Here is a 22,376-nt window from a genome sequence, read left to right as displayed (position 1 = left end):
GTCAGCGCTGGTCAGCGTCTCGGCAGGCCGAACGCGAGCAGCACGGTGCCGTGCTCGCTCGGGTACATCGGCCAGTAGCCGGACTGCACGTAGACCATCCCGTCCGAGACGACCGCGCCGCCGCTGCCGGCCAGCGCGCCGCCGTGCCCGGTCACGCCGTTCACCCCGGCGAAGTCGCGAACCGTGTCGTACTCCCAGAGGACCTGGCCGGTCTGCGCGGAATAGGCGCGGAACTTGCCGTCGTTCGCGCCCTCGTAGACCACGCCGGGGCTGGTGGTGACCGCCGGGGCGTGCGCGAAGGTGCAGATGTCCGGATGGGCGGCGGCACCGCCCCAGGAACACCCGTTGGCCGGGCTGGGCGTCTGCCACTTGATGTCGCCGTTGGCCGGATCCAGCGCGAACAGGGTGCCGGGATTGCCGTAGTATGAGGCGACGTACAGCTTCTCCCCGTCGTAGCTGCTGCCCCATTGGACACCGGAGACCCCGGCGCCGTGCCCTGGCTCGGACAGCTGCCGGCGCCAGACGACCTCACCGGTCTTCGCGTCGAACACGTGGTAGACGCCGTTTTTCTGGCCGATACCGACCATGGTGCGGCCGTTGACCCGGAAGATGTTCGGGGTGGCGCCGATGTCGTAGTCGAGTGCGGTGCCGTCCTTCAACCCGGGGCAGTACCCGTCGGTGTCCGGCTTGATGCACAGCGCGCGCCAGGTGTCCGACCTGGTCACCTGCTGCTTCCAGCGCACCCCGCCGGTGCGCGCGTCCAGCGCGAGCAGGCTGTCGAAGTCGCCGCCGGAGCCGCTGTAGTTCTGGCCGGTGCCGACGTAGACCGTGTTGGTCCGCTCGTCGATCACCGGACTGCTCCACACCCCGCCGCCGGCGGGTTCGTACCTGGTCGCGCCGCTCGGCCAGCTGCCGTTCGGCTTCGGCTCGGGCATGGTGTAGAACCGCCAGGCCCGCTCGCCGGTTTCGGCGTCGATGGCGTCGAGGTGGCCGCGGAAGGTGCAGCACGGATAGTTCTTGTCGGTGCTGTCGTTCTCACCGCTGGACGATCCGAGGTAGATCCGGCCGTCGTGGTACAGCGGCGAGCTGGTGTGCCGTGCGGTCGGGTGCTCGTCGAAGTCCTTGGCCCACACCGGTTTCCCGGTGCGCTGGTCCAGTGCGTAGACGTAGCCGCGGTCGTCGCCGAAGTAGACCTTGCCGCGGGCGACCGTCGGGCTGTCCAGCACCACTGCCGGGCCGCCGCCGACCGAGGCCAGGTCGAAGGTCCACTTCGTCACCCCGGTCTTCGCGTCGGTGGCGTAGAACTTGCCGTCCGGGCTGCCGAAGTAGGCCTTGCCGTCGACAAGGGCGGGCTGGCTCTTGGGCGGCCCTTGCGTCTTCGGATAGCCGAAGGCCCATTTGAGTTCGAGCTTTCCGGCGGTGACCGGGTTGATCCGGTATTCGGCCGGGTTGTGCCGTGACCCGGCTTTATCACCTTGCCAGGTCGACCATTCCGCCCGCCAGGGATGCGTGGAAGCCACTGAACCGCTCAGCAGCAGCGCGATGGCGACGAGGCCGAGCAGGCGCGAATTCCTACCGAATTTCTCCATGATCAAATTCTCACAGTCCTTGGTGTCGTTCATCGGCGGAGGCAGTTGTACAACGTGTCCGCGTTGCCGCCGAGAAAATTGGGAACCCGAAGCTGAGAAGCGTCTGGATCGGTATTTCCGCCGTACGTACTTGCCGGCACGGGAGTGCAATGCTGTCGCACCCATGCCACCCTTTCCGCGACAATTTTCCCGCCGAAGGGATCGGTCGGCGCCTTGGCGTTGTTGCCGAAGACGAACGCCAGCTGCCCGTCGTCCTGCCATCGGCCCAGCTGGTCCACGGTGGGCACCGCGTCCCTGCCGACGAAGCCGCCCATGCCGATGACGGTGGCGTCGCTGTTGATGATGTAGGTGGACGCCGCGATGGAGCCGCCTTCGAAGGCCAGCGCGATGTTCGCGCTACCGGCGTTCTTGGTGACGTAGTCGAGCATGGCGACCTGTTCGGCGGACAGGTCCGCGGCACCGACCCGGCGGCCGCTTGGCAGCTCACCGGTTCGCATCGTGGTGGACAGCTGCTCCCCGGTGAGCCCGCCGGGTGTGCCGCCGGTCGAGCCGGCCGGCGGAGGCCCGGCACTGATCGTGCCCCCGGCGGCGAACGCCTGGTCCGGCCCGAATGCCTTGGCCACCGACCACGCGCCGGGGGCGAGCAGGACCGCGGTGAGCCCGGTGACCAGTACCGCCGCCGTGACCCGTGCGTCCGGGCCGGTACCGAGCCTGGCCAGCACCAGCCCGGCCACCGCGAGCACCGCGGCCGCCACCACCGCGTAGCGAAGCCAGCCGTGCCACGACAGGTCACGAGAGATCAGCTCCCAGGCCCACCACGCGGTGAGCGCGATGCCGGCCGGCAGCAGCAGCCAACTCGCCCCCGCCGGTTTCCGGTAGTACCGCCACAGCACCACCAGCCCGGCCCCGGTCAGCGCGGCGATCGCGGGCGCCAGCTGGTTGGTGTAGTACGGCTGGAAACCGCCCTTCTGGTAGCTGATCACCAGCGCGATCACGCCCAGCCAGGAACCCCACAGCAGCCAGCCCGCCAGGTACGGGCGGTCCGCCGGCAAACGCTTGCGCAGGTGCGCCAGCCCGGCCACGGCCAGCACCGCCAGTGCGAACAGCGACAGCGGGATCAGCCAGCTGATCTGACCGCCGTTGCCGGTGCCGAACATCCGGAACAGGCCGGGGTCGCCGCCGTAGAAGCTGCCCCCGCCACCGCTGGAGCTCGCGCCCTCCTCCTGGCCGAGCAGCCTGCCCAGGCCGTTGTAGCCGGTGATCAGGTCCCAGGCGGTCCCGTCGGTGCTGCCGCCGATGAACGGTTTCGCACCCGGCCACACCATGGTGAGCGCGACCCACCACAGCGAGCTGACCAGCAGCACCACCGCCGCCGCGGCGAGGTCGAGCAGCTTGCGGCCCCAGCCGGCGTTGCGGCCGGCCAGGTAGGCCAGCGCGAGCGCGGGCAGGATCATCCAGGCGGCCACCATCTTCGTGACGAACCCGCAGCCGACCCAGAAGGCCGCCTGCAGCAACCACTTCGTCGCGCTCCTGGCCGGGATGTCCCGCTCCAGCGCCCTGGTCAGCGCGTAGGCGGCGGCCACCCCCAGCAGCAGCAACAGGGCGTCCGGCAGGTTCGACCGGTTCACCGCCACCACCATCGGGGTGAGCGCCAGCGCGAGTGCGGCCAGCAGGGCGGCGTTCTCGCCGGCCCAGCGGCGCACCGTGCGGTGCAGCAGGAACACCGCCGCACCGCCTTCGAGCACCTGGGGCAGCAGCAGCGACCAGCCGTGGAAGCCGAAGATCCAGGTGGAGAACACCTGCGGCCACAGCGCCATCGGTGGTTTGTCCACTGTGGTCACACCGGCCGGGTCGAAGGCGCCGAAGACGAAGTTGGTTAAGTTCTCCGACATCGACCTGACCGCGGCCGAGTAGAACGCGTTGCCCCAGCCTGCCGAGGCGATGCCCCAGCCGTTCACCGCCAGCGCCAGCAGCAGGATCGCGCCGAGCGCGACCCGCTGCCGTCGGGTCCGTTCAGGCTGTTCCGTCGTGGGTGGTTCCGGCGCCGCTCCGATGGGATGCGCGGCTGCGGTCATGGCGACGCCCTCCTGTTTCGAGTTTTCGACCGCCCGGCCGTGCGCAGGCCCCGGTCCTACTAAGAGTCGCGTGGCGGTTTCCCGCAGTCATGAGCTCCCGGTCCCACCGGATTGGGATCTTGTGAGTCATTCACGAGGGGGTCGAGGCGCAAAAGGGATGGAGAGGTTCTTCCGGGACGATCCGACGCTGAGGAGCGCCGAAAAGCGCGGCGTATTGCGGCGGGATTCCATGGGTATCTGCCAGTTGGTACTTTTCTGGCGAGGCTGCGCCGTTCCCGTGACGTGAGCACCGCGGCGATCGCGGCGGCGCTGACACAGCCCATCGCGCCCAGCTGGGTGCCGGTCAGGGTTTCGGCGAGCACCAGGAACCCGGCGCCCGCGCCCGCCGCGGGTTCGAGGCTCTGCAGGATGCCGACCACGCGCGGGCTGAGCTCGCGCAGTGCGGCGAGTTCGAGGGAGTAGGGCAGGGCCGCGGACAGCACGGCGACGCCGAGGCCGAAGAGCAGGGTGCCGGGCCGGAGCAGGTCGGGTCCATTGTGGACTATCCCGAAGGGTGCCCACAGCAGGGTGGCCCAGACCAGTGCCAGCGCGAGCACGGACCCGTCCGCGGACCGCGTCCCGGCGCGTTTGCTGAGCAGCACGTAACCGCCCATCGCGACCGCGGCCGGCAGCGCGAGGGCGAGACCGGCGGGCGAGAGCCGGCCGACATCGGTGCCGGGCAGCATGAACAGCAGCAGCCCGCCGACGGCGAGCGCGGACCAGACGAAGTCGAGCGGCCGCCTGGACGCCGCCAGCGCGACGGCCAGCGGGCCGAGCAGCTGCACGGTCATCGCGACCCCGACCGGCAGCCGCGCCAGCGCGAGGTAGATCAGGTTCATCCCGGCGATGGCGGTGCCGAAACCCAGTACCAGCGGCCATTCGACCCGGTCCCGCGGCAGCCGTGGGCGGTAGATCGCCAGCAGCAGGAGCGCGGCCAGCCCCAGCCGCAGGGTGACCACTCCGGACGGGGTGACGGTGCCGAAGAGGCTCTTGCCGAACGCCTGGCCGAACTGCACGCTCAGCACGCTGCACAGCACCAGCACGGGCGCCGGCGGCCGGAAGCGGCCGAACCCGCCCGAGGGGCGAAGGCGCGGTACCTGATCGAGAGACATATCGCCAGTCTTGGGCCGGCGATCGCTAAGGTCTATCGCAAATATTCTCACCACTCCGTGAAGCTCCACCTTCACGATCTGCCTGCCCGTACGAGCCCAATGTGACGTTCGGTGTGTTCTATTGGCCAAACGTCACATTGGGCTCGATACCTAGGGCTCGATCGGGGCGGGTGCTGCTCAGCCGCGGGCGACCTCGCTGGCCGAAGTGAACTGGTAGCCCTGGCCGCGCAGGCCGTCCACCAGTGTCCGCAGGTTGTCCAGCGGGAGGAACGGGTGGAAGAAGAAGCTCGCGACGTTGTCTCGCACCACCTTCGCCCGCTTCGAGTCGTCCAGCAGGTCCTGCGGCAGCCGCGGCGGATGCTGGTTGAAGGCCTGCGGTGCCACGTGGTCCAGGTTCTCCGGGACCACGACCGCGCCGTACACGTCCCGCACCGGGTACGGGAAGTACTGGCCGTGCTTCTCGTTGTAGGACACCGCGGTCGACCCGCACTCGCCGCGCGGGCAGTAGCCGGCGTAGTAGCTGCCCTGGTCATACCGGGCGGCGAAGATCGGGGTGACCGCCTTGTAGTCCACCGCCGAACCGCCGTAGTGCGGGAACTCGAAGATGTCCGGCTCGGGCAGGCCGACCCGGCGGAACTCGCCGAGCCCGGTGGCGATCCGCTCCCGGAACCATTCGGCCGAGTCACCCGGCACCGGGCCGGTCTCCACCACCGCGTTGTTCTCGTCGACGATCGCGGTGTAGAACTCGTAGTCCGCCGCGCTGGCGCCGTCGTAGGGGTTGGCCCGCTCCTCGAACTGGTGGCTGTAGCCGTGCATGATCAGGGAGCCGCCACGGTCGGTGGCGTAGCGCAGCGCGTCCACCAGCGCCGGGCTGTCCACCAGCCTGGCGTAGGTCGGCCGTCCGCCGTTGGCCGAACCGCGCGGATCCACGTAGTACGGGTACACCGCCATCGAGAACGGGACGCCCTGCCCGCCGAGGAAGTCCGCGATCCGGCGGATCTGCTCCGGGTCGGTGCGCGGGCCGATGTCCTCGATCCGGGCCAGTGCCCGGTGCCGCTCCGGGGTTTCCGGGGCGAGCGTGCCGAGCAGGATGTCCGCGGCCGCGAGATACCGGTCGCTTTCGTCCACAAAGGAGTAAGGAGCCTCGGCGAGATAGGTGATCCCGCTCGAACGCACCGCCCACGGCGTACCCGGCCCCTCCGCCGGCACGGCCTCCGCGAGCACCTCGGTCAGCTCCGCGTTGTCCACGCGCAGCAGGGGAAACCCGCCGGACTGGGGGTTCCTGGTCAACATCACGTTCTTGTACCGCACGTTCGCCGGCGGCACCAGCACGCGACCGGCGGGCTGCCAGCCTAGCCGGGCGGCCATGCCTGGGTCGTGCACGAACAGCTTGTCCACGTTCTCGCCCAGCCAGACGACCGGCACCTTCGCGGCGGCCAAATCGGCGAGCAGCGCGGGCGGCAGCAGTGCGTCCGGGATCGTGCCGACGTAGACCACCGCCTGGTAGCCGCCGATCTCACCGGCCTGGTAGTCCGCCGCCGCGCGCATCTTCCAGGCACCCGAACGCGACACCAGGTTCGCGGTGTACATCGCGTACGCCTCGGCGGTAGCGGCTTCGCCCCCGTCGGCCAATGGGCTGGGCGCCTCGCGTTCACCCGCGTCGTACAGCACGAGGGTGTGCTGGGCGGGATCGCCACCGGGGCCGGGATTGCCTGCTACGCCGGTCATCGGCAGCCGGTCGGTCAGTGCCACCGGCGCGGCCGCCGCGGAGGCGAGCAGCACGTTCGGCGGCCTGGTCTGGATGATCAGGGTGACCAGCCCGGTGAGGACCACCACGGCGATCACGCTCAACCGGAAGCCGGCGGGCGAACGCAGCCGGCGACGGCCAGATCCTCGCTGTCCCTTGGTTCTGCTCATGTCACACCCCACCCGAGACGGTCGCCAGGTCCGCGACGCGGAACTGGTCCGGTGCCGCCGCGGCCAGCCCGAGCAGCCTGGCCACGGCCTGCTCGGTTCGCCGTGCCGCGGCGCCGTCGCCGAAGGGGTTGCCGCGGCTCATCATGGCCACGCGGGCGGCCGGGTCGACGAGCAGTTCGGACGCGGTGGCCACGATCAGCTCGCGGTCGGTGCCGACCAGCCGCGCACAACCCGCGTGCACCGCCTCGGCGCGTTCGGTGACCTCGCGCAGCACCAGCACCGGCACCCCGAAGGTGGGCGCTTCCTCTTGGATGCCACCGGAATCCGACAGCACCAGGGTGCTCGCGGCGAGCACCGCGGCCAGTTCTTCGTACGCCAGCGGCTCGGTGATCAGCACCCGGTCCTCGGTGCCGAGCGTGTCGTGCACGAGCCGGCGCACCTCGGGATTCGGGTGGGCCGGCAGCACCACCCTGATCCCGGGATGGCGGGTCACCAACTCGGCCACCGCGCGCAGCACCTCGCGCAGCGGTTCGCCCCAGGACTCCCGCCGGTGCGCGGTGACCAGCACCAGCCGGTGCCGCCCGGCGGTGGCGTCCTCCACCACCTCGGCCAGCGCGCCGTCGGCGAAGGTGGGTGCCCGTTCGGTGACCGCGCGGATCGCGTCCACCGAGGTGTTGCCGGTGACGAGGATGTCGTCGCCGGAAACCCCTTCCCGGCGCAGGTTCCCGGCCGCTTCCGGGGTCGGTGCCAGGTGCAGCGCCGCTGCCTGGGTCACCATCCGGCGGTTGAGCTCTTCCGGGAACGGCGCGGCCATGTCGAAGGACCGCAGGCCGGCTTCCAGGTGCACCACCGGGATCCGCCGCCAGAACGCGGTCAGCGCACCCGCCAGCGTGGTCGTGGTGTCCCCCTGGACGAGCACGGCGTCCGGCGGGGACTGCGCGGCGAGCCCGTCCAGCGCGGTGATCAGCTGGGCGAGCAGCTCCGGCTGCCCGCCGTTCCGCCGGTCGACGGTGAGACCGGCGTCCGCCGTGCGGCCGAAGGCGGCCAGCGCCTGGCCCACCATTTCCGGATGCTGCCCGGTGGCGACCACCACCGGCCGCATCCGGCCCCCTTCTGCCAGCGCGTCCGCGACCGGTGCGAGCTTGATCGCCTCCGGCCGGGTGCCCACCACGAGCCATACCACGGGCCGGTGCCCCGGCACCGGCGAACGTCTCTGATCCATCGATGATCGCCCCTCTATCGCACGAAAAAATGAGTCCCCCGACAGAAACCACGGAACAGCAAGGCGTTTGCCCCCGGCTCTTGATGTTTCCGTTGTGCCTCAGACGGTTCCGCGGGGGAGCCGGTTCCGCGAAATTGGTGCGAACAAACGGCAACCGGTCGCCCGGTTGCTGCGTCGTACCGCCGAACCAGCTGCCTAGGGGGAAAAATGTCGGTAGTTCGAACGGGACCGTTGGTGATTCCCGTACTCGGGGTGAGCGTGGCCGGCACGGTCGGCGCGTGGGCGGTCCTGTCAGTTTTCGCACTCGCCGTGCTACTGCTCGTCGTGCGCTCGCTGCGCCTGCGCGTGGCGCGGCCGGAAATCGGTAAGTAGGGGGAAGGAAGAACGATGCAGAACCTCACCGTGGCCACCATGATCATGATGGCGCTGCTGATCTGGTGGCCGGTGCAGAACCTGGTGCTCGCCGCGTTCGCCTGGCGGGTTCCCCAGCCACCCCGTGGGGTGCGAAGAACACCGGACCCGGTGCCCTTCTGGATCATCATCCCGGCGCTGAACGAGGAGCGCGTGATCGCCAATACGGTGCGCAACGCGCTCACCACCGGCACCCGCTGGACTCCGGTGCGGGTACTCGTGGTGGACGACGGTTCCGATGACGCGACCCCGCACATCCTGGCCGGCATCACCGATCCGCGGCTGCACGTGCTGCGCCGGAACCTGCCGATGGCCCGGCAGGGCAAGGGGGAGTCGCTGAACACCGCTTTCCGTTACATACTCCGGATCGCGCAGCAGGAGGGCACGGTGGACCGGGCCGTGGTCGGGGTGGTCGACGGGGACGGCCGGTGCAGCGAGGGAATGCTGGACGAGATCGCGGCGCTGATGGCGGAGGACTCGGTCGGCGCGGTGCAGTGCCGGGTGCGGATCCACAACCGCCGCAAGGTGCTCGCCCTGTTGCAGGATCTGGAGTTCGGCGCGATCGCGGACTCTTCGCAGTCCCTTCGCGACCTCGTCGGCAGCGTCGGCATGGGTGGCAACGGGCAGTTCACCCGGCTTTCCGTGCTGGCGAAGTTCTATCCCAGCCCGTGGTCGGCCTGCCTTGTCGAGGACCTCGAGCTCGGCCTGCGCCTGCACCTGTCCGGAATCCGGGTGCGCTACACCAAATCCGCCTGGGTGACCCAGCAGGGACTGACCGACGTCGGGCGGCTGCTGCGACAGCGAACCCGCTGGGCGCAGGGGAACCTGCAGTGCGCCCGGTACCTCAAGCACCTCAACTCGTCCCGGTTCGTCGGCAGCGCGGGGCTGGCCGACTTCCTGCTGTACCTGGTTTCGCCGTGGCTGACGGTGCCGATGTCGATCCTGTTCGTCGGCCTGCTCGCCACCTCCGGGGTCGCGATGGCGACCGGGAACTCGCTCGGCGGCCTGGTCGCCACCGGCGACACCGTGGGCACTTCGGCCGCACTGCTGGCCGGCCTGCTGTTCCTGCCCGGGCTGGTCTGGTCGCTGGTGCACCGGATCCGACTCGGTGACGAAGGGCTGTTCCGCTGCCTGCTCGCCGGGCTGCTGTACCCGTGGTTCCTGGCGCTGGGCATCGTGGCCACCTGGCGCGCGCTGTTCCGGCTGCTCGGCGGGCGCAACTCCTGGGCCAAGACCGAACGGCTCGCCGAGGACGGCCGCACCGGCGGGCAACCGCTTCCGCTCGTGGCGGCGCAGGCCCCGGTTCCGTCGATGCCGCTTCCGGTACCGGCTGTGATCTCGCCGGCACCGGTTCCGCCGCCGCCGCGGTCCCCGGCGACCGCCCCGCAGGGGATCCCGGCCGCGCACCTGGTGGACGCACAGGTGACGAGGCCGATCCAACATCCGCAGGATCCTCGTCGGCCGATGGAGCGCGTGTGATGGACCGGTTGTGGAACTGGCGGGTCATCGGTGGCCTGCTGCTGGTCGCGGTGATCGCCGGGCTGCTCGTCTTCCGGGGCGAGCAGGGCGAGCAGGGCGCAGCCGAGCGCTCCGACGGCTGGCTGGTGACGGTGTACTACACGGCCGTCGAGTCCAACTACGACGATGACAAGGTCGAGGTCACCGGCTGTCTCAGCCTCGACTGCGAGTACGGCGACGAGGACCTTGGCAGCTATCCCGACGGTTTCGTCACCGCGGTACAGGACGAGGGCACCGGGCGCATCGTCAGCGGACGGCACGCCGGGAAGTACCTGAACTGGTCGCACGACGTCGGCTACTGGCTGGACACCGCGGCGCGCGACAGCCACGGGCGCCCGCTGGAACCGTTCGTCTCCGCCGCGACCGACCCCGCGGTGCTGAAGGCGGGCCGGCAGCTGCGGATCAGCGGCTGCGGCAAGGCCGAGGACGGCTCGCAGATCGAACCGGAGGTGTGCGAGCGGCTGAAAGCGGCTTCGTGGCAGATCAGGGACGAGTTCACGCCGGGTCTTGGTGGTGAACGTCACCTCGACGTCTACCTCGGTGAGGAGAGCGGGCCGGATTTCACCTCGAGTTCGCTGTACACGGCGCTTTACGGGGCGACTCTGGAACTGTCCAAACCCGTGAGTCAATAACCATCCACAATGGATTCGGGTGGGGCTTCACCTGAACGGCGGTCCCGTGCCGACCGCGGCGCCAGCAGTGTGACGCTCATGCGGCGACTTCTGGCGGCCGGCACGGCGATCGTGCTCACGGTCGGCCTCGGCACGGTGTCCACCAGCGCACCAGGGCCAACCCCCTCGACCAACTGGATCGGCACCTGGGCCACGGCACCTTCGGCGGGGGTGCGCGGCACCGAGGCCGGCTACCCGAACTACTCCATCCGCAACGTGGTGCACACCAGCGTCGGCGGCCACGGGGTGCGGGTCCGGCTGTCCAACGCGTTCGGCACCGCTCCGCTGACGCTCGGCCGGGTCACCGTGGCGGTGTCGGCGGACCCGTCCGGGCCGCGCGCGGTCGCCGGCTCGATGCGCGAGCTGACCTTCGGCGGCGCCGGCACGACCGTGGTGCCCGCCGGCGCGGAGGTGCTCAGCGATCCGGTGCGGCTGCGGGTGCCCGAGGACGGCGACCTGCTTGTCACCACCTACACGCCGACGCCGTCGGGACTGGTGACCTACCACCCGCTCGCCCGGCAGACCTCGTTCTTCACCCGCGCCGGCGACTTCGCCGCCGAGGAGTCCGGTGCGTCCTTCGTGGAGCGGACCAAGGCGTGGCACTACGTCTCGGGGGTGGATGTGCAGGGCGCCCCGACCTCGCGGGCGGTGGCCACCCTCGGCGACTCGATCACCGACGGGTTCGCTTCCACCGAAGGCGCCAACCAGCGCTGGCCGGACCTGCTCAGCGACCGGATGATCGCCGAGGGCCGTCGCCACGGCGTGCTCAACGCCGGGATCAGCGCCAACCGGCTGCTGCTCGACGAGCCGGGCGACCCGTCCGGGCGCAACGCACTGGCCCGCCTCGACGGGGATGCGCTCAGCCGCAGCGGCGTCGGCACGCTGATCGTGCTGGAGGGCATCAACGACATCCAGCAGACTCCGCACCAGACCGACCCCGCCGTGATCATCGCCGCGTACCGGCAGATCATCGCCCAGACACACGCCCGCGGGATACGGGTGGTCGGCGGCACGCTCACCCCGTTCAAGGGCTGGATGGTCTACGACGAAACCCTGGAGGCCACCAGGCAGGCGGTGAACACCTTCATCCGCACCAGCGGCGCCTTCGACGCGGTGATCGACTTCGACCTGGCGGTGCGCGATCCGGCCGACCCGCAGCGCCTGCTGCCCGCCTACGACTCCGGCGACCACCTGCATCCCGGGGACGCCGGCTACCAGGCGATGGCGGACGCGGTGGACCTCGCCCGGCTCTGAGGCTCGGCTCTGGGGCCCGACTCTGGGGCCCGGCTCAAGCGGCCCAGTAGCGGACCTCGGGGTAGTGCGGGTCGGGCCCGTTCAGCAGCGGCTGCGGGCGATCGCGCAGGTGCAGGTCGGCGAACGCGGCGAGGTGCACCCTGGTGATCTGCACGCCCCACGGCCCGGACAGCGGGTACGCACTGTGCAGCCCGAGCTGCTCGGCCAGCAGCACGGTGTCGCCGAAGGTGTGGTGCTGGGCGCCGTCCACGGTGAGCCAGCGCTTCCAGCCGGACAGCGCGGACCAGGTGCGGTCCCAGACGCCGTCCGCGCCGCCCGGCTGGTTACCCGGTGTGCCGAGCATCAGGAACGGCCGGTCCACCCCGGCGGTGGAAGCCTCGGTGAGGCCGTCCATGGTGAGCCCGGCGCCGATCCGGTGGTCGCCGAGCATCGCCGGGAGCACGCTGTCGCCACCGGCGGCGTGCCCGGCCATCGCGATCCGATCGCCGTCGATCAGCCTGCCGCCGCCCCAGACCGGCCGCGGCCCGGTCAGCTCGTCGAGCACGAAGGACACGTCGGCGGCGCGGTCCATCGTCACCATGGCGGGGTCGTCGGGGAAGGCGGTCCCGGCCGGCTCGTGGCCGATGCCCGCCACCACGTAGCCGCGGCTGGCCAGGTCTTCGGCCAGCGACGTCAGGGTTCCGCGCGGCATCAGGAAACCCGGCGAGAGCAGCACCAGCGGGGCACGCAGGCCCAGCGGCCCGGCGTCCAGCCTGGCGTGCGTCCTGGTCCGGGTGAGCGCGCCCGCCGGCACTCCCGGCGCGTCTAGCAGCCGGATCAGCGCCGCCGACTCCCGGACGCTCAGGTAGGGCGCCGGCCAGCCGGTCCGCGCCCTGGCCGGGTACCACAGGGAGACCGTCAGCTCGCGCCGCCGGGCTGGCGCCTGCGGATCGGCCCTGGTGTCGTCCCGCAGGTGCAGCGTGCTCAGCCCGACCGGGAACGGGCCGGTGGGGCGGGGGAGCGCGAGCCGGACCGGGAAGTGCGCGTCACGGCCGGGCCCGGTCACCGGTACCGCGGACAGCGTGCGAGTTTTCATGCGCCCAGCCTGGCCGTCCAGGGCGGCCCGGCACATCGGGAACGCCCCCGATCCCGTCCCTGAGTCCCGGGTCAGCCTTCAGGATTAGGGGGCGCACCGTTGTCGGCCGTAATGGACGCTGATGGACGCTGAGGGACACTGTGCGGCATGGGCGATGTGGGCGCGTTGACGGCGTGGGCGGAGCAGCTCGCCGCCTGGGTGATTCCGGCGGAGGTGCTGGCGCGGGCCGAGGAGTCGCCATGGGTGCTGCCGCGGCCGGTGTTCGTGCGGCGGGCTGACGCGCAGATCGCCGAGCCGGCCGGGGCCACGTTCGCCGAGGCGCTCGCGGCGCTGGACCGGCCGGGCACGGTGCTCGACGTCGGGGCGGCGGCGGGGGCGAGCAGCCTGCCGCTGGCCGGCCGGGCGCCGGTCACGTCGGTGACCGCGGTGGACGTGGACGAAACGCTGCTGGCGACCTTCGCCGAACGCGCCGGGCGGCTCGGTCTGGCGCACCGGCTGGTGCCCGGCCGGTGGCCGGAGCAGGCGGAGCGGGCCGGGGTGGCGGACGTCGTGCTGTGCGGGAACGTGGTCTACAACGTGCCCGACCTCGGGCCGTTCGTCACCGCGCTGACCGGGTGCGCGCGCCGCCGGGTGGTGCTGGAACTGGCCGCGAGCCATCCGCTGGTCGAGCTGAACCCGCTGTGGCAGCGCTTCCACGGCATCACCCGCCCGGACGGTCCGACCGCGGACGACTGCGTGGCCGCACTGACCGAGCTGGGCATCCGGCCGCGGGTGGTTCGCTGGAACCGCCCGCCGCGGCCGGAGCACGCCGGGATCACCGATCTGGTGGACGTCACCCGGCGGCGGCTGTGCTTGCCCGCCTCGGCCACCGCGGAGGTGGCGGCCGCGCTGCGCGAGCGCGGTGTCGATCCGAGCCTGCCGCCCGATCTCGGTTCGTCCGGGCGCGCGCTGGTCACCCTGAGCTGGCCCGGTACCGCGGCCTGATTCCCGCCGGGACACCCAGCTCCGGAGTGGACCCTTTCCGCCTTCTTTCCGCAGGCCCGATAATGCGCCTCGACCTGCGAAAGAAACGTCGGAAAGGTTGTCGATGCCGGCTCGCTCGTGCGAAGGTGATCAAAGTGACGAACCGCCCGTGGCCGTGCCGGTCCGCGGCGGACGGATGGGGGAGCGCGCCGTACGCCGGCGGACTCGCGCGGAGGCGGGGCTATGACCGACGATCGACCGACCGACCACGGACTGGCTCGCGCGCTGGCCGCGGCGGCCGGAGAGGGACTGGTCCGGTTGCGCGACGCACCGGGCGCGCCCACCGGTGCCGCACTCGGTGACGCGGGAGACGGTTCCTCGCACGAGCTCCTGCTCGCCGAGCTGGCGCGGGCACGGCCCGGCGACGCGGTGCGCTCCGAGCATGGCAGTGTGGCCGGTAATGGCCGGGTGTGGATCGTCGACCCGCTCGACGGCACCAGGGAGTTCGGCGAAGGCAGGCCGGACTGGGCGGTGCACGTCGCACTGGCCGAGGGCGAGCGGCTGATCGCCGGCGCGATCGCGCTGCCGGGCCGCGGGGTCGTGCTCGGCACGGACGACCCGCCGCCGGTGCCGGTCCGGGGTGCCGGCCCGATCCGGATCGCGGTGAGCCGCAGCAGGCCGCCCGCCTTCGTGGACGAGCTGGCCACCGAGCTCGGCGCGCAGACGGTGCCGCTCGGCTCGGCCGGGGTGAAGATCGCGGCGGTGCTGCTCGGCGAGGTGGATGCCTACCTGCACGCGGGCGGGCAGTACGAATGGGACTCGGCCGCGCCGATCGCCGTCGCGCAGGCCGCCGGGGTGTTCGCGTCCAGGGTGGACGGCAGCCCGCTGCGGTACAACCAGCCCGACCCGTGGCTGCCGGACCTGCTGGTGTGCCATCCGGACATCGCCGACCTGCTGCGCCGCACGCTCGACCGGATCGGCGTGGAGAAGTCCCGCTGACCCGCTCAGGACGGCCGTTATCCGTACATGGGGGCGGCATCCCGCCGAAAGGAGCAGTTGTCATGGTGAAGATCATCGGGGCCGGTTTCGGCCGGACCGGCACCACCTCGCTGAAGGTCGCGCTGGAGCAGCTCGGCTTCGGCCCCTGCTACCACATGTTCGAGGTCCTCGGTGACGCGGAACATCTCGCGCACTGGGAACGAATCGTGCTGGAGGGGCAGAGCCCGGACTGGTCGCGCGTTTTCGACGGCTATCAGTCCACAGTGGACTGGCCGAGCACCGCGTACTACAAGGAGATCGCGCGGGCCTACCCCGAGGCCAAGGTGATCCTCACCGTGCGCGAGGCCGAAGCCTGGTACCGGAGCACGTACAACACCCTGTACAAGTTCGCCGTGCAGGGGGACGAGGAGCAGGCCGCGGCCCATCCGGAGGTCGCCGAGCGGCTGGACCGGCTGCACCGGGTGGTCAGCAAGATGATCTGGCACCGCACCTTCGCCGACCGGTTCGAGGAGGCCGAGTACGCGATCAAGACCTTCGCCGAGCACAACGCCGAGGTCGCGCGGGTCATCGAACCGGAGCGGCTGCTGGTGTTCGAGGTGCGGCAGGGCTGGGCACCGCTGTGCGAGTTCCTCGGCGTCGACGTGCCGGACGGCGACTTCCCCCGGGTCAACGATGCCGACTCCATGCCGCAGGTGGTGGGGAAGATCCTCAGCGGAGCGGGCGCGCCGGGGCCGCTCGCCGCGAGCTAGCCGTGCGAGCGCCCGGCTGCCGGAACCGCGGCTCCGGCAGCCGGGCTCGTTCGCTGATCAGTCGGCGAACCGGTACCCGCGGTAGCACAGGTCGGGCAGGGTGGCGTCGAAGACCAGCCTGCCGCGGCGGTCGACCTCGGACACCCGCATCGAGCTGCCCCAGCCGACGAAGGTGTTGCCGTTGGCCAGTTTCTGCGCGTTGCCCATGGCGTAGCTCGACACGCCTTCGGGGTGTATCCACTCGCGGACCAGGCTGACCTTCTTGGTCCACGGGTCGCGCCGGACCCAGATCACCCTGCTGTGCGGGCGATCCACCGCGGTGCCGTCGCTGGCGTTGTCGAACAGCCGGATGGTGAACGCGTCCACCGCCTGCGCGTCGTGCTGCCAGCTGAACGAGGCGTCGCCGTCGACCCGGTAGTCGCTGCTCTTGCCGCCCATGGTCCAGAGCAGCCGGTGGCCGCGGCGGTCGGTCTTGTAGATCGCCGAGGTGTGCCGGGCGCAGATCAGGATGTTCCCGTCCACATCCGGGCTGACCGAGTTGATGTGGAAGTAGTCGAAGGACTCGGCGGGATCGGTGGGCAGCCGGGCGTAGGTGTCGGTGATCGGCACGTGGTCACTGGCCCGCCACTGGTTCAGCACCTGCCTGCTGGCGAGGTCGACCTCCACCCAGAGCGAGTCCGTCAGCAAGCCCTCCGCCGGGCCGCCGACCGGCCTCAGATCGTAGGGAATCCGCTGGTAGATCGTGAGCAGCGCGGTGTTCTGCGGGGTGATCGCGAACTCGTGCATCCCCGGCCGGAAGGCGCCGAACTCGGTTATCTCGTCCTCGACGGTGAAGGAAAGGTCGGCGCGGTGCAGCGTCCCGCCGCTGTTCAGGTCGTTGTCCCCCTGTTCCCACCAGGTCAGCACGCGCCGGCCCTGATAGGTCTGCGGCCGGAAATCGCTGCAGATCTTCGGCGAGGCGAGGAAGTTCTTCGTCACACCGTGTCGATCGGCGATGACCATTCCGTCCGCGTTGTAGTAGATCAGGCCTGGGGCGGCTTCCGGCCGGTCAACTAGAACGGTCATCTGCGGTATTTCGAGCGTGGTCGAGGCCCGTCCGGCTGGTCGGACGGACGCGGCGAATCCCGAAGCACCCGGTTTCTCCGCTGCACCGGCGAATCCCGACCCCGTGGCCAGGCCAGCCGCACCCGCCCCGGCCGCCGCTCCGATCAGGCCGAGCCGGCGCAGCGCCTTGCGGCGATCCATTTCTGGCATGCGTTGCCCTCAATTCGTTCTCGTCAAGATCTTCTTTCCATGTTCAACGAGCTTTCGGTTCTTTCTGTCAATCCCTTCAAAGACCTGTTCAGTCACTGGCGATTTCGTCCAGTGCGGTCTGGCACAGACGACTGCTCGCGTCCACCCTGCCGGGCGGGCGCGAGCAGTGACCGGGTTGTGCCGGACTAAACCGCGGCTTCTTTCGGCCTAGCGGGCACGGTGAGTACCAGCGAACGCCGTTTCAGTCGCAGGAACGGTGTCTCTATCAAACGGTAGGTGAGTTCCGCGAGCAGTACCGAGACGATGAACGCGCCGACCGCTGCCGCCAGCCCGCCGAGGCTCCACGGGGTGTAGTCCGTCATCCACAGTTCGGTGAAGAGGAAGATCACGCTGGCGTGCAGCAGGTACAAGCTGTACGAGATATGTCCCAGCCTGACCAGTGGTCGCACCGACAGCAGCCGTTGGAGCCTGGTGCTCTCCCCGGCGTAGTAGACCGCCATCGCGAACAGCAACGCGACCAGCCAGTACTGCCAGACCCACCCTTCGTACTGCCGGAACAGAACCGGGAAGCCGAGGTCTTCGGTCACCTTCCCGGTGCTCAGCACGACGTAGCCGATGAACCCGGCGAGCCCCGCCACGGCGACGGACAAGAGCACCTTGCCGAACCGCGCGAGCCAGGCCCTGACCTCGGGAAACGCCGTGCAGGCGCCCATCGCGAAGGCATCGAGGTAGGTCAGCGGCGACATGTACACCGCGAGCAGCAGGAACTGGTCCGGAACCCCGGCCGAGTCGAACAGCAGGTAACTGAGCACTCGCACGAGCGGGCCGCCGATGGCCAGCGCCACCACCATCCAGCGGAACCAGTGCCGGGGCAGCAGCAGTGCGGTTATCGCCCACAACAGATAGAGCTGAATCTCCACCCCGAGCGACCACATGGGAACGGTGCCAGGGAATCCGCCGGGGCCGAACCCGGGGAAGAGCGGGCGCAGGTTGGCGGTCCACGTCCACAGCCACGCCACGTTCTTCGTGACAGCCGTGTAGCCGCCGGCCAGTGCCACGACGGTGACGATTCCGACGCACAGGAAGTACATCGGCCCGAGTCGAATCAGCCGGTTTCGTGCGAAGTCCTTGGCGCGGGCGAGCCTGCTTCGTTCCGGTCTGGAAAGCAGAACACGGGTGATGAGATGGCCGCTGAGGACGAAGAACAGGGAGACGCCCAGCCAGCCGAACTTGATCACATCCAGGTGGAACAGGACGACGAGCAGCACGGCGAGGCCGCGCAGTCCGTCCAAGCCGGGCTGCCGGCCGGTCGGTCTGGCCGTCGTCGATACGCCGGTGCTATCTGTTTTTGGCATGGATATCCCCAACTCAATTGTCGTGAAGAACGCGCCGGTGTTTTTGGCAGGCGCGTTGGTAACCCGGATGAGGAGAGACGGGTGAGACGTGGATGGTCGCGCGTGGATTACCACGAGTGCGAACCGATCCCCCAGTGGATACTACGCACGCGGCGAAGCAATTCCCCAGAAAAACTACGTGTCACGAAGCTTCTGGGCCTCTGCCGAGAAACTGTGCCATGGTCATCTAGGTGCACCCTAGGGCCATTCGGGTGAATTCGGACGTACCTGTCGAAACTCTGCCACTTCGCCTTGCGGGATGCGTTCTTTTGGCTACGGGTAGCGCTTGTCCGGAAGCGGATGGTAGCGCTTTCTGCCCGCGACCGGCCGCGATTCTGCGGTTGTCGATGGTAGCGCTTTCCGGTGACTACAGGTCGCAATTGTTCGGCAGCGGAACGTTAGATCGCTCCGGTTTTTCTTTGTTTCTCCGTCAAGTTGTCTTCTTTCGAAATAGCGGCCGCCGGTGTTGCCCGAAGACGCGGCACTGATCCGTATCGGGTACGATTGCCTTCCGCGATTCGTATCCTCTGAAGGCTGTAACCTATGGTTTCCGTACCATCCGAAAACGCGCAGGCGAACCGGCGCAGGCGGCGGCTGAACACCGCCATCAAGGAGTCGCTGCGCGAGCTGAGCATTCAGCTGTCCCTGCTCAGCCATCAGGTCGGTGCGCGGCTCGAGCTCAAGGACGCCGACCTCGACTGCCTCGAGCTCGTCGCCCGCTACGGTCCGCTCAGCCCGAGCGCGCTGGCCAGACGGGCCGGGCTGCACCCGGCCACCATGACCGGCATCCTGGACCGGCTCGAGCGCGGCGGCTGGGTCGCCCGTGAGCGTGACCCGGACGACCGCCGGGCCGTGGTCGTCCGGGCGCTGCGTGACCGCAATGCCGAGCTGATCGGGCTGTTCTCCGGCATGAACGCCTCGATGGACGAGATCTGCGCCGGCTACGACGAGGCCGAGCTCGAACTGCTCGCCGGTTTCCTCAGCCGGACCACGTCCGCCGGGCGGACCGCGACCGACGAGCTGTCCGAGGACTGAACTCGTACGGCGTGTTATGGCACGGTTGCGGCCTGTCATGACCCCGGGTGGGGGAAGTGCTTTCGACATCGCGCCGGATGGCGACTAGATTCCGGCCATGCCCAGCGACTTCGCTTTGAAAGCCATGAACGCCGTGCACCGCGGCCTGCTGAAGCTCAGCGGCGGCCGGGCCGGGTGGCACGTCTCGAAGATGCCGGTGCTGGAGCTCACCACCACCGGCCGCAAGTCCGGCCAGGCCCGTTCGGTGATGCTGACCTCGCCGGTGCAGGACGGTACGACCCTGGTCGTGGTGGCCTCCCGCGGCGGCGACGACCAGCACCCCGCCTGGTTCCACAACCTGAAGGCCAACCCCGAGGTCAAGGTGGCGTTCCAGGGCAAACCAGAGCAGCCCATGCGAGCCAGGATTGCGTCCGCGCAGGAGCGGGAACAGCTGTGGCCGCGGATCGTCGCCGACCACAAGAACTACGCCCAGTACCAGACCAAGACCGACCGCGAGATCCCCGTCGTCCTCCTCGAACAGCCCTAACCCTAACCCTGACCCCCGGCAAATAGCCGGCTTTTTGCCCCTCGCTCAAAGGGCAAAAAGCCGGCTATTTGCCTTGAGGGGTGCGACGACGGCCGCGCTGGACGCGGCGAGCCGGTTCTTTCCACTTTCTGTCCTTTGTGGACCTGGCTGGAGCTGGGGCTGAGGGGCAGTTGTGCGGCACCTTGACGCCTGGTCTTGCGGTGAGGATCTCCGCCATCGTCGGATTGGCCCTTGGACCGCTGACGGCGAAATGGGGGTGAAGTGCCATATTGTCCTTGCGAGGGCAGATAGCCGCCCATCTTCGCCGCACCGAAGGGCGGCTCACCGCGATTGTCGCGGCGGTGCTGGTCGCCGCCTTCCTGGCCGGGCTGGCCGGCGCGCTGAGCCTGCGTGGCCGGTCCGAGCGGCTGGAGGAGATGGGCCATCACCGTGGTGCGGTGAACACGGCCGCGCTCACCGTCTACCGCGCACTCGCCGACGCGGACGCCACCTCGCACAACGTCGTACTGGTCGAAGGCGACCAGGTGACCCAGCTGCAGCAGGCCTTCCGCGAGGACATCGCGGACGTCACCGATGCGCTGCAGTTCGCCGCCACCTACGCACCGTCCGGGGACGGTGCCGGGAAGGAGAAGGTGGCCGACCTCGCCGCGCTGGTGCCGGTCTACGTCGGGCTGGTCGAGGCGGGCTGGGTCTACAGCGGGCAGGCCCGCCCGCTGGGCATCTCCTACCTCAACGAGGCGTCGATCCTGGTGCGCGACCGGATGCTCACCACCGCGGCCGCGCTGCGCGAAACGGAGACCGCGGAGATCGCCAGGTCGCAGGACGAGGACGTGGACACCTTCGCCTGGGGCCCGTTCGCCGCCACCCTGCTCCTGCTGCTCGTGCTGGTGGCCGCGCAGCGCTACCTGGCAAGGCGGACGCGCCGGCGGTTCAACCTCGGCCTGCTGGCCGCGACCGCGCTGACCGTGCTGAGCTTCGCCCTGCTCAGCATCGTGGCCGCGGTCGCGGCGTCGCGCAGCGGCGACAGCCTGCACGAATCCAGGGAGCGGGTCGCGCGGCTGGCCGACGCCCGCGCCGACGGTCGCAGCGCGGACGCCGACGAGGCCAGGATCCTGATCTTCCCCCAGGTCGGCGACGTGCAGCGGCTTCGCGAGACGATCGACGGGATCGCCTCGGTGGTGCGGACGGTGCGGGCCGGTTCGGGCCAGGACGACGAGGCGCTGAACGCGGCCGAGGCCGCCGTCGCCAACTGGCGCGGGGTGAACGAGGACCTGTTCAGCCCGGACGAGCCGGACAACCCGGAAAAGCTCCGGCCGCCCTATGAAGACACCGCGAAGGGCATCACCGGGTCGGCCGCCGCCGAGACGCTCGACCAGGAACTGGGCAAGGCGATCACCGCCGCCACCGAACGCGCCGAGGAGTCCGTTTCGGGCGCCGTGGCGGCACTGGACGGGATGGACGTGCTGGTCGTCGTGCTGATGGCGCTCACCGGCGCGGCCGCGGTGGCCGGCCTGTGGCCACGGATAGCGGAGTACCGATGACGCGTTTCCGGACGACACTGGCGCTGGTGACCGCGCTGCTGCTCGCGGGCTGTTCGGCGCCGCAGGGCCCGAAACTGGTGGAGCGGGACGCACCGCGGCCGTCGCCGAGCAGCGTGGCCAGCCATCCGCCGACGGCCGCCGGGGCCGCCCCGGCGCCGGCGCCCTGCGTGCCCAAGAGCCTGCGCCCGGACGGCGTGCTGTCCGGGCCCGCGCTGGACCGGATCAGGCAGCGCGGCCGGGTGCTGGTCGGCGTCAGCCAGACCGCCTACCTGCTCAGCTCCCGGGACCTGCGCACCGGCCGGATGGACGGGTTCGAGGTCGACCTGGCGGTCCTGGTCGCCAAGGAGATCTTCGGGGACCTGCCGGTGGATCAGCTCGAGGCGAAGATCCAGTACGTCGCGGTGCCCACGAAGAACCGGTTCTACGGCCTGGACACCGAGCAGAACCGGACCCAGGCCGAGGCCAGGGACGTGGAGAAGGTGGACCTGATCCTCGCCGTGGCCACCATGACCTGCGAACGGGTGAGCAGGTACGGCATCACCTTCTCCGCGCCGTATCTGCTCGCCAGGCAGAGCTTCCTGGTGCGGGGCAGGGTCCCGGTCCAGCCGCGGCGGCTTTCGGACTACCGGGGCAGGGCGGTGTGCGCCGCGGAGAACACGGTGAACATCGAACGCATCCGGCTGGCCGGCGCGATCGCGGTCTCGGTGGCCGACACCGCCGACTGCATGGTGATGCTCCAGCAGAACCAGATCGAGGCGATCGCGACCGACGACGTCATTCTGGCCGGGTTCGCCGAGCAGGACGCCAACACGACCGTGCTGCCCGATTCGGAGGCGGGCGCGGACCTGACCGGGGTCGCGATCGGCAACGAGGACCCCGACCTGGTCCGGCTGGTCAACCAGGTGCTGGCGCGGGTGCGTGCCGATGGTTCCGCGAACGGCCTGCAGGCGTTGTACGACAAGCGGTTCGGCGGGGTGCTGAGCGCCGAAAAGGAAGCACTGCCCGAGCCCGAGTACGAGTGAGGCGAAAGGA

Annotated in this window: 19 protein-coding genes; 11 read left to right on the top strand and 8 right to left on the bottom strand. The window is 70.0% G+C overall.

What is annotated here, in order from left to right:
* Positions 1-11 precede the first annotated feature (11 nt).
* From AMYNI_RS0103075 to wecB, 5 genes are all read right to left on the bottom strand, one after another.
* The gene (locus AMYNI_RS0103075) at positions 12-1,589 is read right to left on the bottom strand and encodes an outer membrane protein assembly factor BamB family protein (RefSeq protein ID WP_040406440.1); all 1,578 of its coding nucleotides are present in this window, start codon (positions 1,587-1,589) and stop codon (positions 12-14) included.
* Between the two features lie 29 nt (positions 1,590-1,618).
* On the bottom strand, positions 1,619-3,664 hold the full coding sequence (locus AMYNI_RS43460; protein ID WP_020666499.1) for an ArnT family glycosyltransferase: 2,046 nt from the start codon (positions 3,662-3,664) through the stop codon (positions 1,619-1,621).
* A gap of 59 nt (positions 3,665-3,723) precedes the next feature.
* Positions 3,724-4,815 carry an EamA family transporter gene (locus AMYNI_RS43455; RefSeq protein WP_020666498.1) on the bottom strand — a complete coding sequence of 364 codons (1,092 nt, stop codon included), beginning with the start codon at positions 4,813-4,815 and terminating at the stop codon, positions 3,724-3,726.
* 177 nt (positions 4,816-4,992) lie between these two features.
* On the bottom strand, positions 4,993-6,732 hold the full coding sequence (locus AMYNI_RS0103060) for a DUF2334 domain-containing protein (RefSeq protein ID WP_026359988.1): 1,740 nt from the start codon (positions 6,730-6,732) through the stop codon (positions 4,993-4,995).
* A gap of 1 nt (position 6,733) precedes the next feature.
* The gene (gene wecB, locus AMYNI_RS43450) at positions 6,734-7,954 is read right to left on the bottom strand and encodes a non-hydrolyzing UDP-N-acetylglucosamine 2-epimerase (protein ID WP_051116264.1); all 1,221 of its coding nucleotides are present in this window, start codon (positions 7,952-7,954) and stop codon (positions 6,734-6,736) included.
* Between the two features lie 234 nt (positions 7,955-8,188).
* Here wecB and AMYNI_RS48795 point away from each other — a divergent pair, with 234 nt between their 5' ends.
* The 4 genes from AMYNI_RS48795 to AMYNI_RS0103035 all read left to right on the top strand — a co-directional run bounded on the left by AMYNI_RS48795 (position 8,189) and on the right by AMYNI_RS0103035 (position 11,808).
* The gene (locus AMYNI_RS48795) at positions 8,189-8,326 is read left to right on the top strand and encodes a hypothetical protein (RefSeq protein ID WP_157357232.1); all 138 of its coding nucleotides are present in this window, start codon (positions 8,189-8,191) and stop codon (positions 8,324-8,326) included.
* A gap of 15 nt (positions 8,327-8,341) precedes the next feature.
* Complete coding sequence (locus tag AMYNI_RS0103045) at positions 8,342-9,844, top strand: glycosyltransferase family 2 protein (RefSeq protein WP_020666495.1); 1,503 nt, start codon at positions 8,342-8,344, stop codon at positions 9,842-9,844.
* Entirely contained in the window at positions 9,844-10,515 is a 672-nt protein-coding gene (locus tag AMYNI_RS0103040) for a hypothetical protein (RefSeq protein WP_020666494.1), read from the top strand. The genes AMYNI_RS0103045 and AMYNI_RS0103040 overlap by 1 nt, the downstream gene beginning before the upstream one ends.
* A gap of 78 nt (positions 10,516-10,593) precedes the next feature.
* On the top strand, positions 10,594-11,808 hold the full coding sequence (locus AMYNI_RS0103035; protein ID WP_026359986.1) for an SGNH/GDSL hydrolase family protein: 1,215 nt from the start codon (positions 10,594-10,596) through the stop codon (positions 11,806-11,808).
* A 34-nt stretch (positions 11,809-11,842) separates the two neighbouring features.
* Here the strand turns inward: AMYNI_RS0103035 and AMYNI_RS43445 are convergent, their stop codons facing one another.
* A complete protein-coding gene (locus AMYNI_RS43445) occupies positions 11,843-12,883 on the bottom strand; it encodes an alpha/beta hydrolase family protein (RefSeq protein ID WP_020666492.1) in 1,041 nt (346 codons plus the stop codon).
* 147 nt (positions 12,884-13,030) lie between these two features.
* Between AMYNI_RS43445 and AMYNI_RS0103025 the strand changes: the two genes are divergently transcribed.
* From AMYNI_RS0103025 to AMYNI_RS0103015, 3 genes are all read left to right on the top strand, one after another.
* Positions 13,031-13,867 (top strand): class I SAM-dependent methyltransferase, encoded by an 837-nt coding sequence (locus AMYNI_RS0103025; protein ID WP_020666491.1) that lies wholly within the window; start codon positions 13,031-13,033, stop codon positions 13,865-13,867.
* Between the two features lie 222 nt (positions 13,868-14,089).
* Positions 14,090-14,845 carry an inositol monophosphatase family protein gene (locus AMYNI_RS0103020; protein ID WP_020666490.1) on the top strand — a complete coding sequence of 252 codons (756 nt, stop codon included), beginning with the start codon at positions 14,090-14,092 and terminating at the stop codon, positions 14,843-14,845.
* A 62-nt stretch (positions 14,846-14,907) separates the two neighbouring features.
* Entirely contained in the window at positions 14,908-15,594 is a 687-nt protein-coding gene (locus AMYNI_RS0103015) for a sulfotransferase family protein (RefSeq protein ID WP_020666489.1), read from the top strand.
* A 57-nt stretch (positions 15,595-15,651) separates the two neighbouring features.
* Here AMYNI_RS0103015 and AMYNI_RS43440 read toward each other — a convergent pair whose 3' ends face one another.
* Together AMYNI_RS43440 and AMYNI_RS0103005 are read right to left on the bottom strand one after the other, a co-directional pair.
* Positions 15,652-16,848 carry an arylsulfotransferase family protein gene (locus AMYNI_RS43440; RefSeq protein WP_245573859.1) on the bottom strand — a complete coding sequence of 399 codons (1,197 nt, stop codon included), beginning with the start codon at positions 16,846-16,848 and terminating at the stop codon, positions 15,652-15,654.
* 185 nt (positions 16,849-17,033) lie between these two features.
* Positions 17,034-18,203, bottom strand: a complete 1,170-nt coding sequence (locus AMYNI_RS0103005; protein ID WP_084628246.1) for an acyltransferase family protein — start codon at positions 18,201-18,203, stop codon at positions 17,034-17,036.
* A gap of 582 nt (positions 18,204-18,785) precedes the next feature.
* On the opposite strand from AMYNI_RS0103005, the gene AMYNI_RS0103000 reads away from it, so the two are divergent.
* The 4 genes from AMYNI_RS0103000 (at position 18,786) to AMYNI_RS46980 (ending at position 22,366) form a co-directional block, all read left to right on the top strand.
* Complete coding sequence (locus AMYNI_RS0103000) at positions 18,786-19,277, top strand: MarR family winged helix-turn-helix transcriptional regulator (protein WP_020666486.1); 492 nt, start codon at positions 18,786-18,788, stop codon at positions 19,275-19,277.
* A gap of 97 nt (positions 19,278-19,374) precedes the next feature.
* Positions 19,375-19,803, top strand: a complete 429-nt coding sequence (locus tag AMYNI_RS0102995) for a nitroreductase family deazaflavin-dependent oxidoreductase (protein WP_020666485.1) — start codon at positions 19,375-19,377, stop codon at positions 19,801-19,803.
* 275 nt (positions 19,804-20,078) lie between these two features.
* Positions 20,079-21,344 (top strand): hypothetical protein, encoded by a 1,266-nt coding sequence (locus AMYNI_RS0102990; RefSeq protein ID WP_157357231.1) that lies wholly within the window; start codon positions 20,079-20,081, stop codon positions 21,342-21,344.
* On the top strand, positions 21,341-22,366 hold the full coding sequence (locus AMYNI_RS46980) for a transporter substrate-binding domain-containing protein (RefSeq protein ID WP_020666483.1): 1,026 nt from the start codon (positions 21,341-21,343) through the stop codon (positions 22,364-22,366). Before AMYNI_RS0102990 ends, AMYNI_RS46980 begins: the two co-directional genes overlap by 4 nt.
* The last annotated feature ends 10 nt before the right edge of the window (positions 22,367-22,376 follow it).

Source organism: Amycolatopsis nigrescens CSC17Ta-90, from assembly GCF_000384315.1.
Lineage (GTDB): Bacteria > Actinomycetota > Actinomycetes > Mycobacteriales > Pseudonocardiaceae > Amycolatopsis > Amycolatopsis nigrescens.
The sequence above is the reverse complement of the archived record's forward strand: the minus strand, read 5'-3'. Positions and strand labels throughout refer to the sequence as shown.

Excerpts from the sequence above, each read along its gene's own strand:
- AMYNI_RS0103005 (WP_084628246.1), bottom strand. The coding sequence starts at position 18,203 with ATGCCAAAAACAGATAGCACCGGCGTATCGACGACGGCCAGACCGACC.
- AMYNI_RS43455 (WP_020666498.1), bottom strand. The coding sequence starts at position 4,815 with ATGTCTCTCGATCAGGTACCGCGCCTTCGCCCCTCGGGCGGGTTCGGC.
- wecB (WP_051116264.1), bottom strand. The coding sequence starts at position 7,954 with ATGGATCAGAGACGTTCGCCGGTGCCGGGGCACCGGCCCGTGGTATGG.
- AMYNI_RS0103035 (WP_026359986.1), top strand. The coding sequence starts at position 10,594 with ATGCGGCGACTTCTGGCGGCCGGCACGGCGATCGTGCTCACGGTCGGC.
- AMYNI_RS43460 (WP_020666499.1), bottom strand. The coding sequence starts at position 3,664 with ATGACCGCAGCCGCGCATCCCATCGGAGCGGCGCCGGAACCACCCACG.
- AMYNI_RS43445 (WP_020666492.1), bottom strand. The coding sequence starts at position 12,883 with ATGAAAACTCGCACGCTGTCCGCGGTACCGGTGACCGGGCCCGGCCGT.
- AMYNI_RS0103020 (WP_020666490.1), top strand. The coding sequence starts at position 14,090 with ATGACCGACGATCGACCGACCGACCACGGACTGGCTCGCGCGCTGGCC.
- AMYNI_RS0103045 (WP_020666495.1), top strand. The coding sequence starts at position 8,342 with ATGCAGAACCTCACCGTGGCCACCATGATCATGATGGCGCTGCTGATC.
- AMYNI_RS0103025 (WP_020666491.1), top strand. The coding sequence starts at position 13,031 with ATGGGCGATGTGGGCGCGTTGACGGCGTGGGCGGAGCAGCTCGCCGCC.
- AMYNI_RS0102995 (WP_020666485.1), top strand. The coding sequence starts at position 19,375 with ATGCCCAGCGACTTCGCTTTGAAAGCCATGAACGCCGTGCACCGCGGC.
- AMYNI_RS46980 (WP_020666483.1), top strand. The coding sequence starts at position 21,341 with ATGACGCGTTTCCGGACGACACTGGCGCTGGTGACCGCGCTGCTGCTC.
- AMYNI_RS0103075 (WP_040406440.1), bottom strand. The coding sequence starts at position 1,589 with ATGGAGAAATTCGGTAGGAATTCGCGCCTGCTCGGCCTCGTCGCCATC.
- AMYNI_RS43440 (WP_245573859.1), bottom strand. The coding sequence starts at position 16,848 with ATGCCAGAAATGGATCGCCGCAAGGCGCTGCGCCGGCTCGGCCTGATC.
- AMYNI_RS0103015 (WP_020666489.1), top strand. The coding sequence starts at position 14,908 with ATGGTGAAGATCATCGGGGCCGGTTTCGGCCGGACCGGCACCACCTCG.
- AMYNI_RS0103000 (WP_020666486.1), top strand. The coding sequence starts at position 18,786 with ATGGTTTCCGTACCATCCGAAAACGCGCAGGCGAACCGGCGCAGGCGG.
- AMYNI_RS0103060 (WP_026359988.1), bottom strand. The coding sequence starts at position 6,732 with ATGAGCAGAACCAAGGGACAGCGAGGATCTGGCCGTCGCCGGCTGCGT.
- AMYNI_RS0103040 (WP_020666494.1), top strand. The coding sequence starts at position 9,844 with ATGGACCGGTTGTGGAACTGGCGGGTCATCGGTGGCCTGCTGCTGGTC.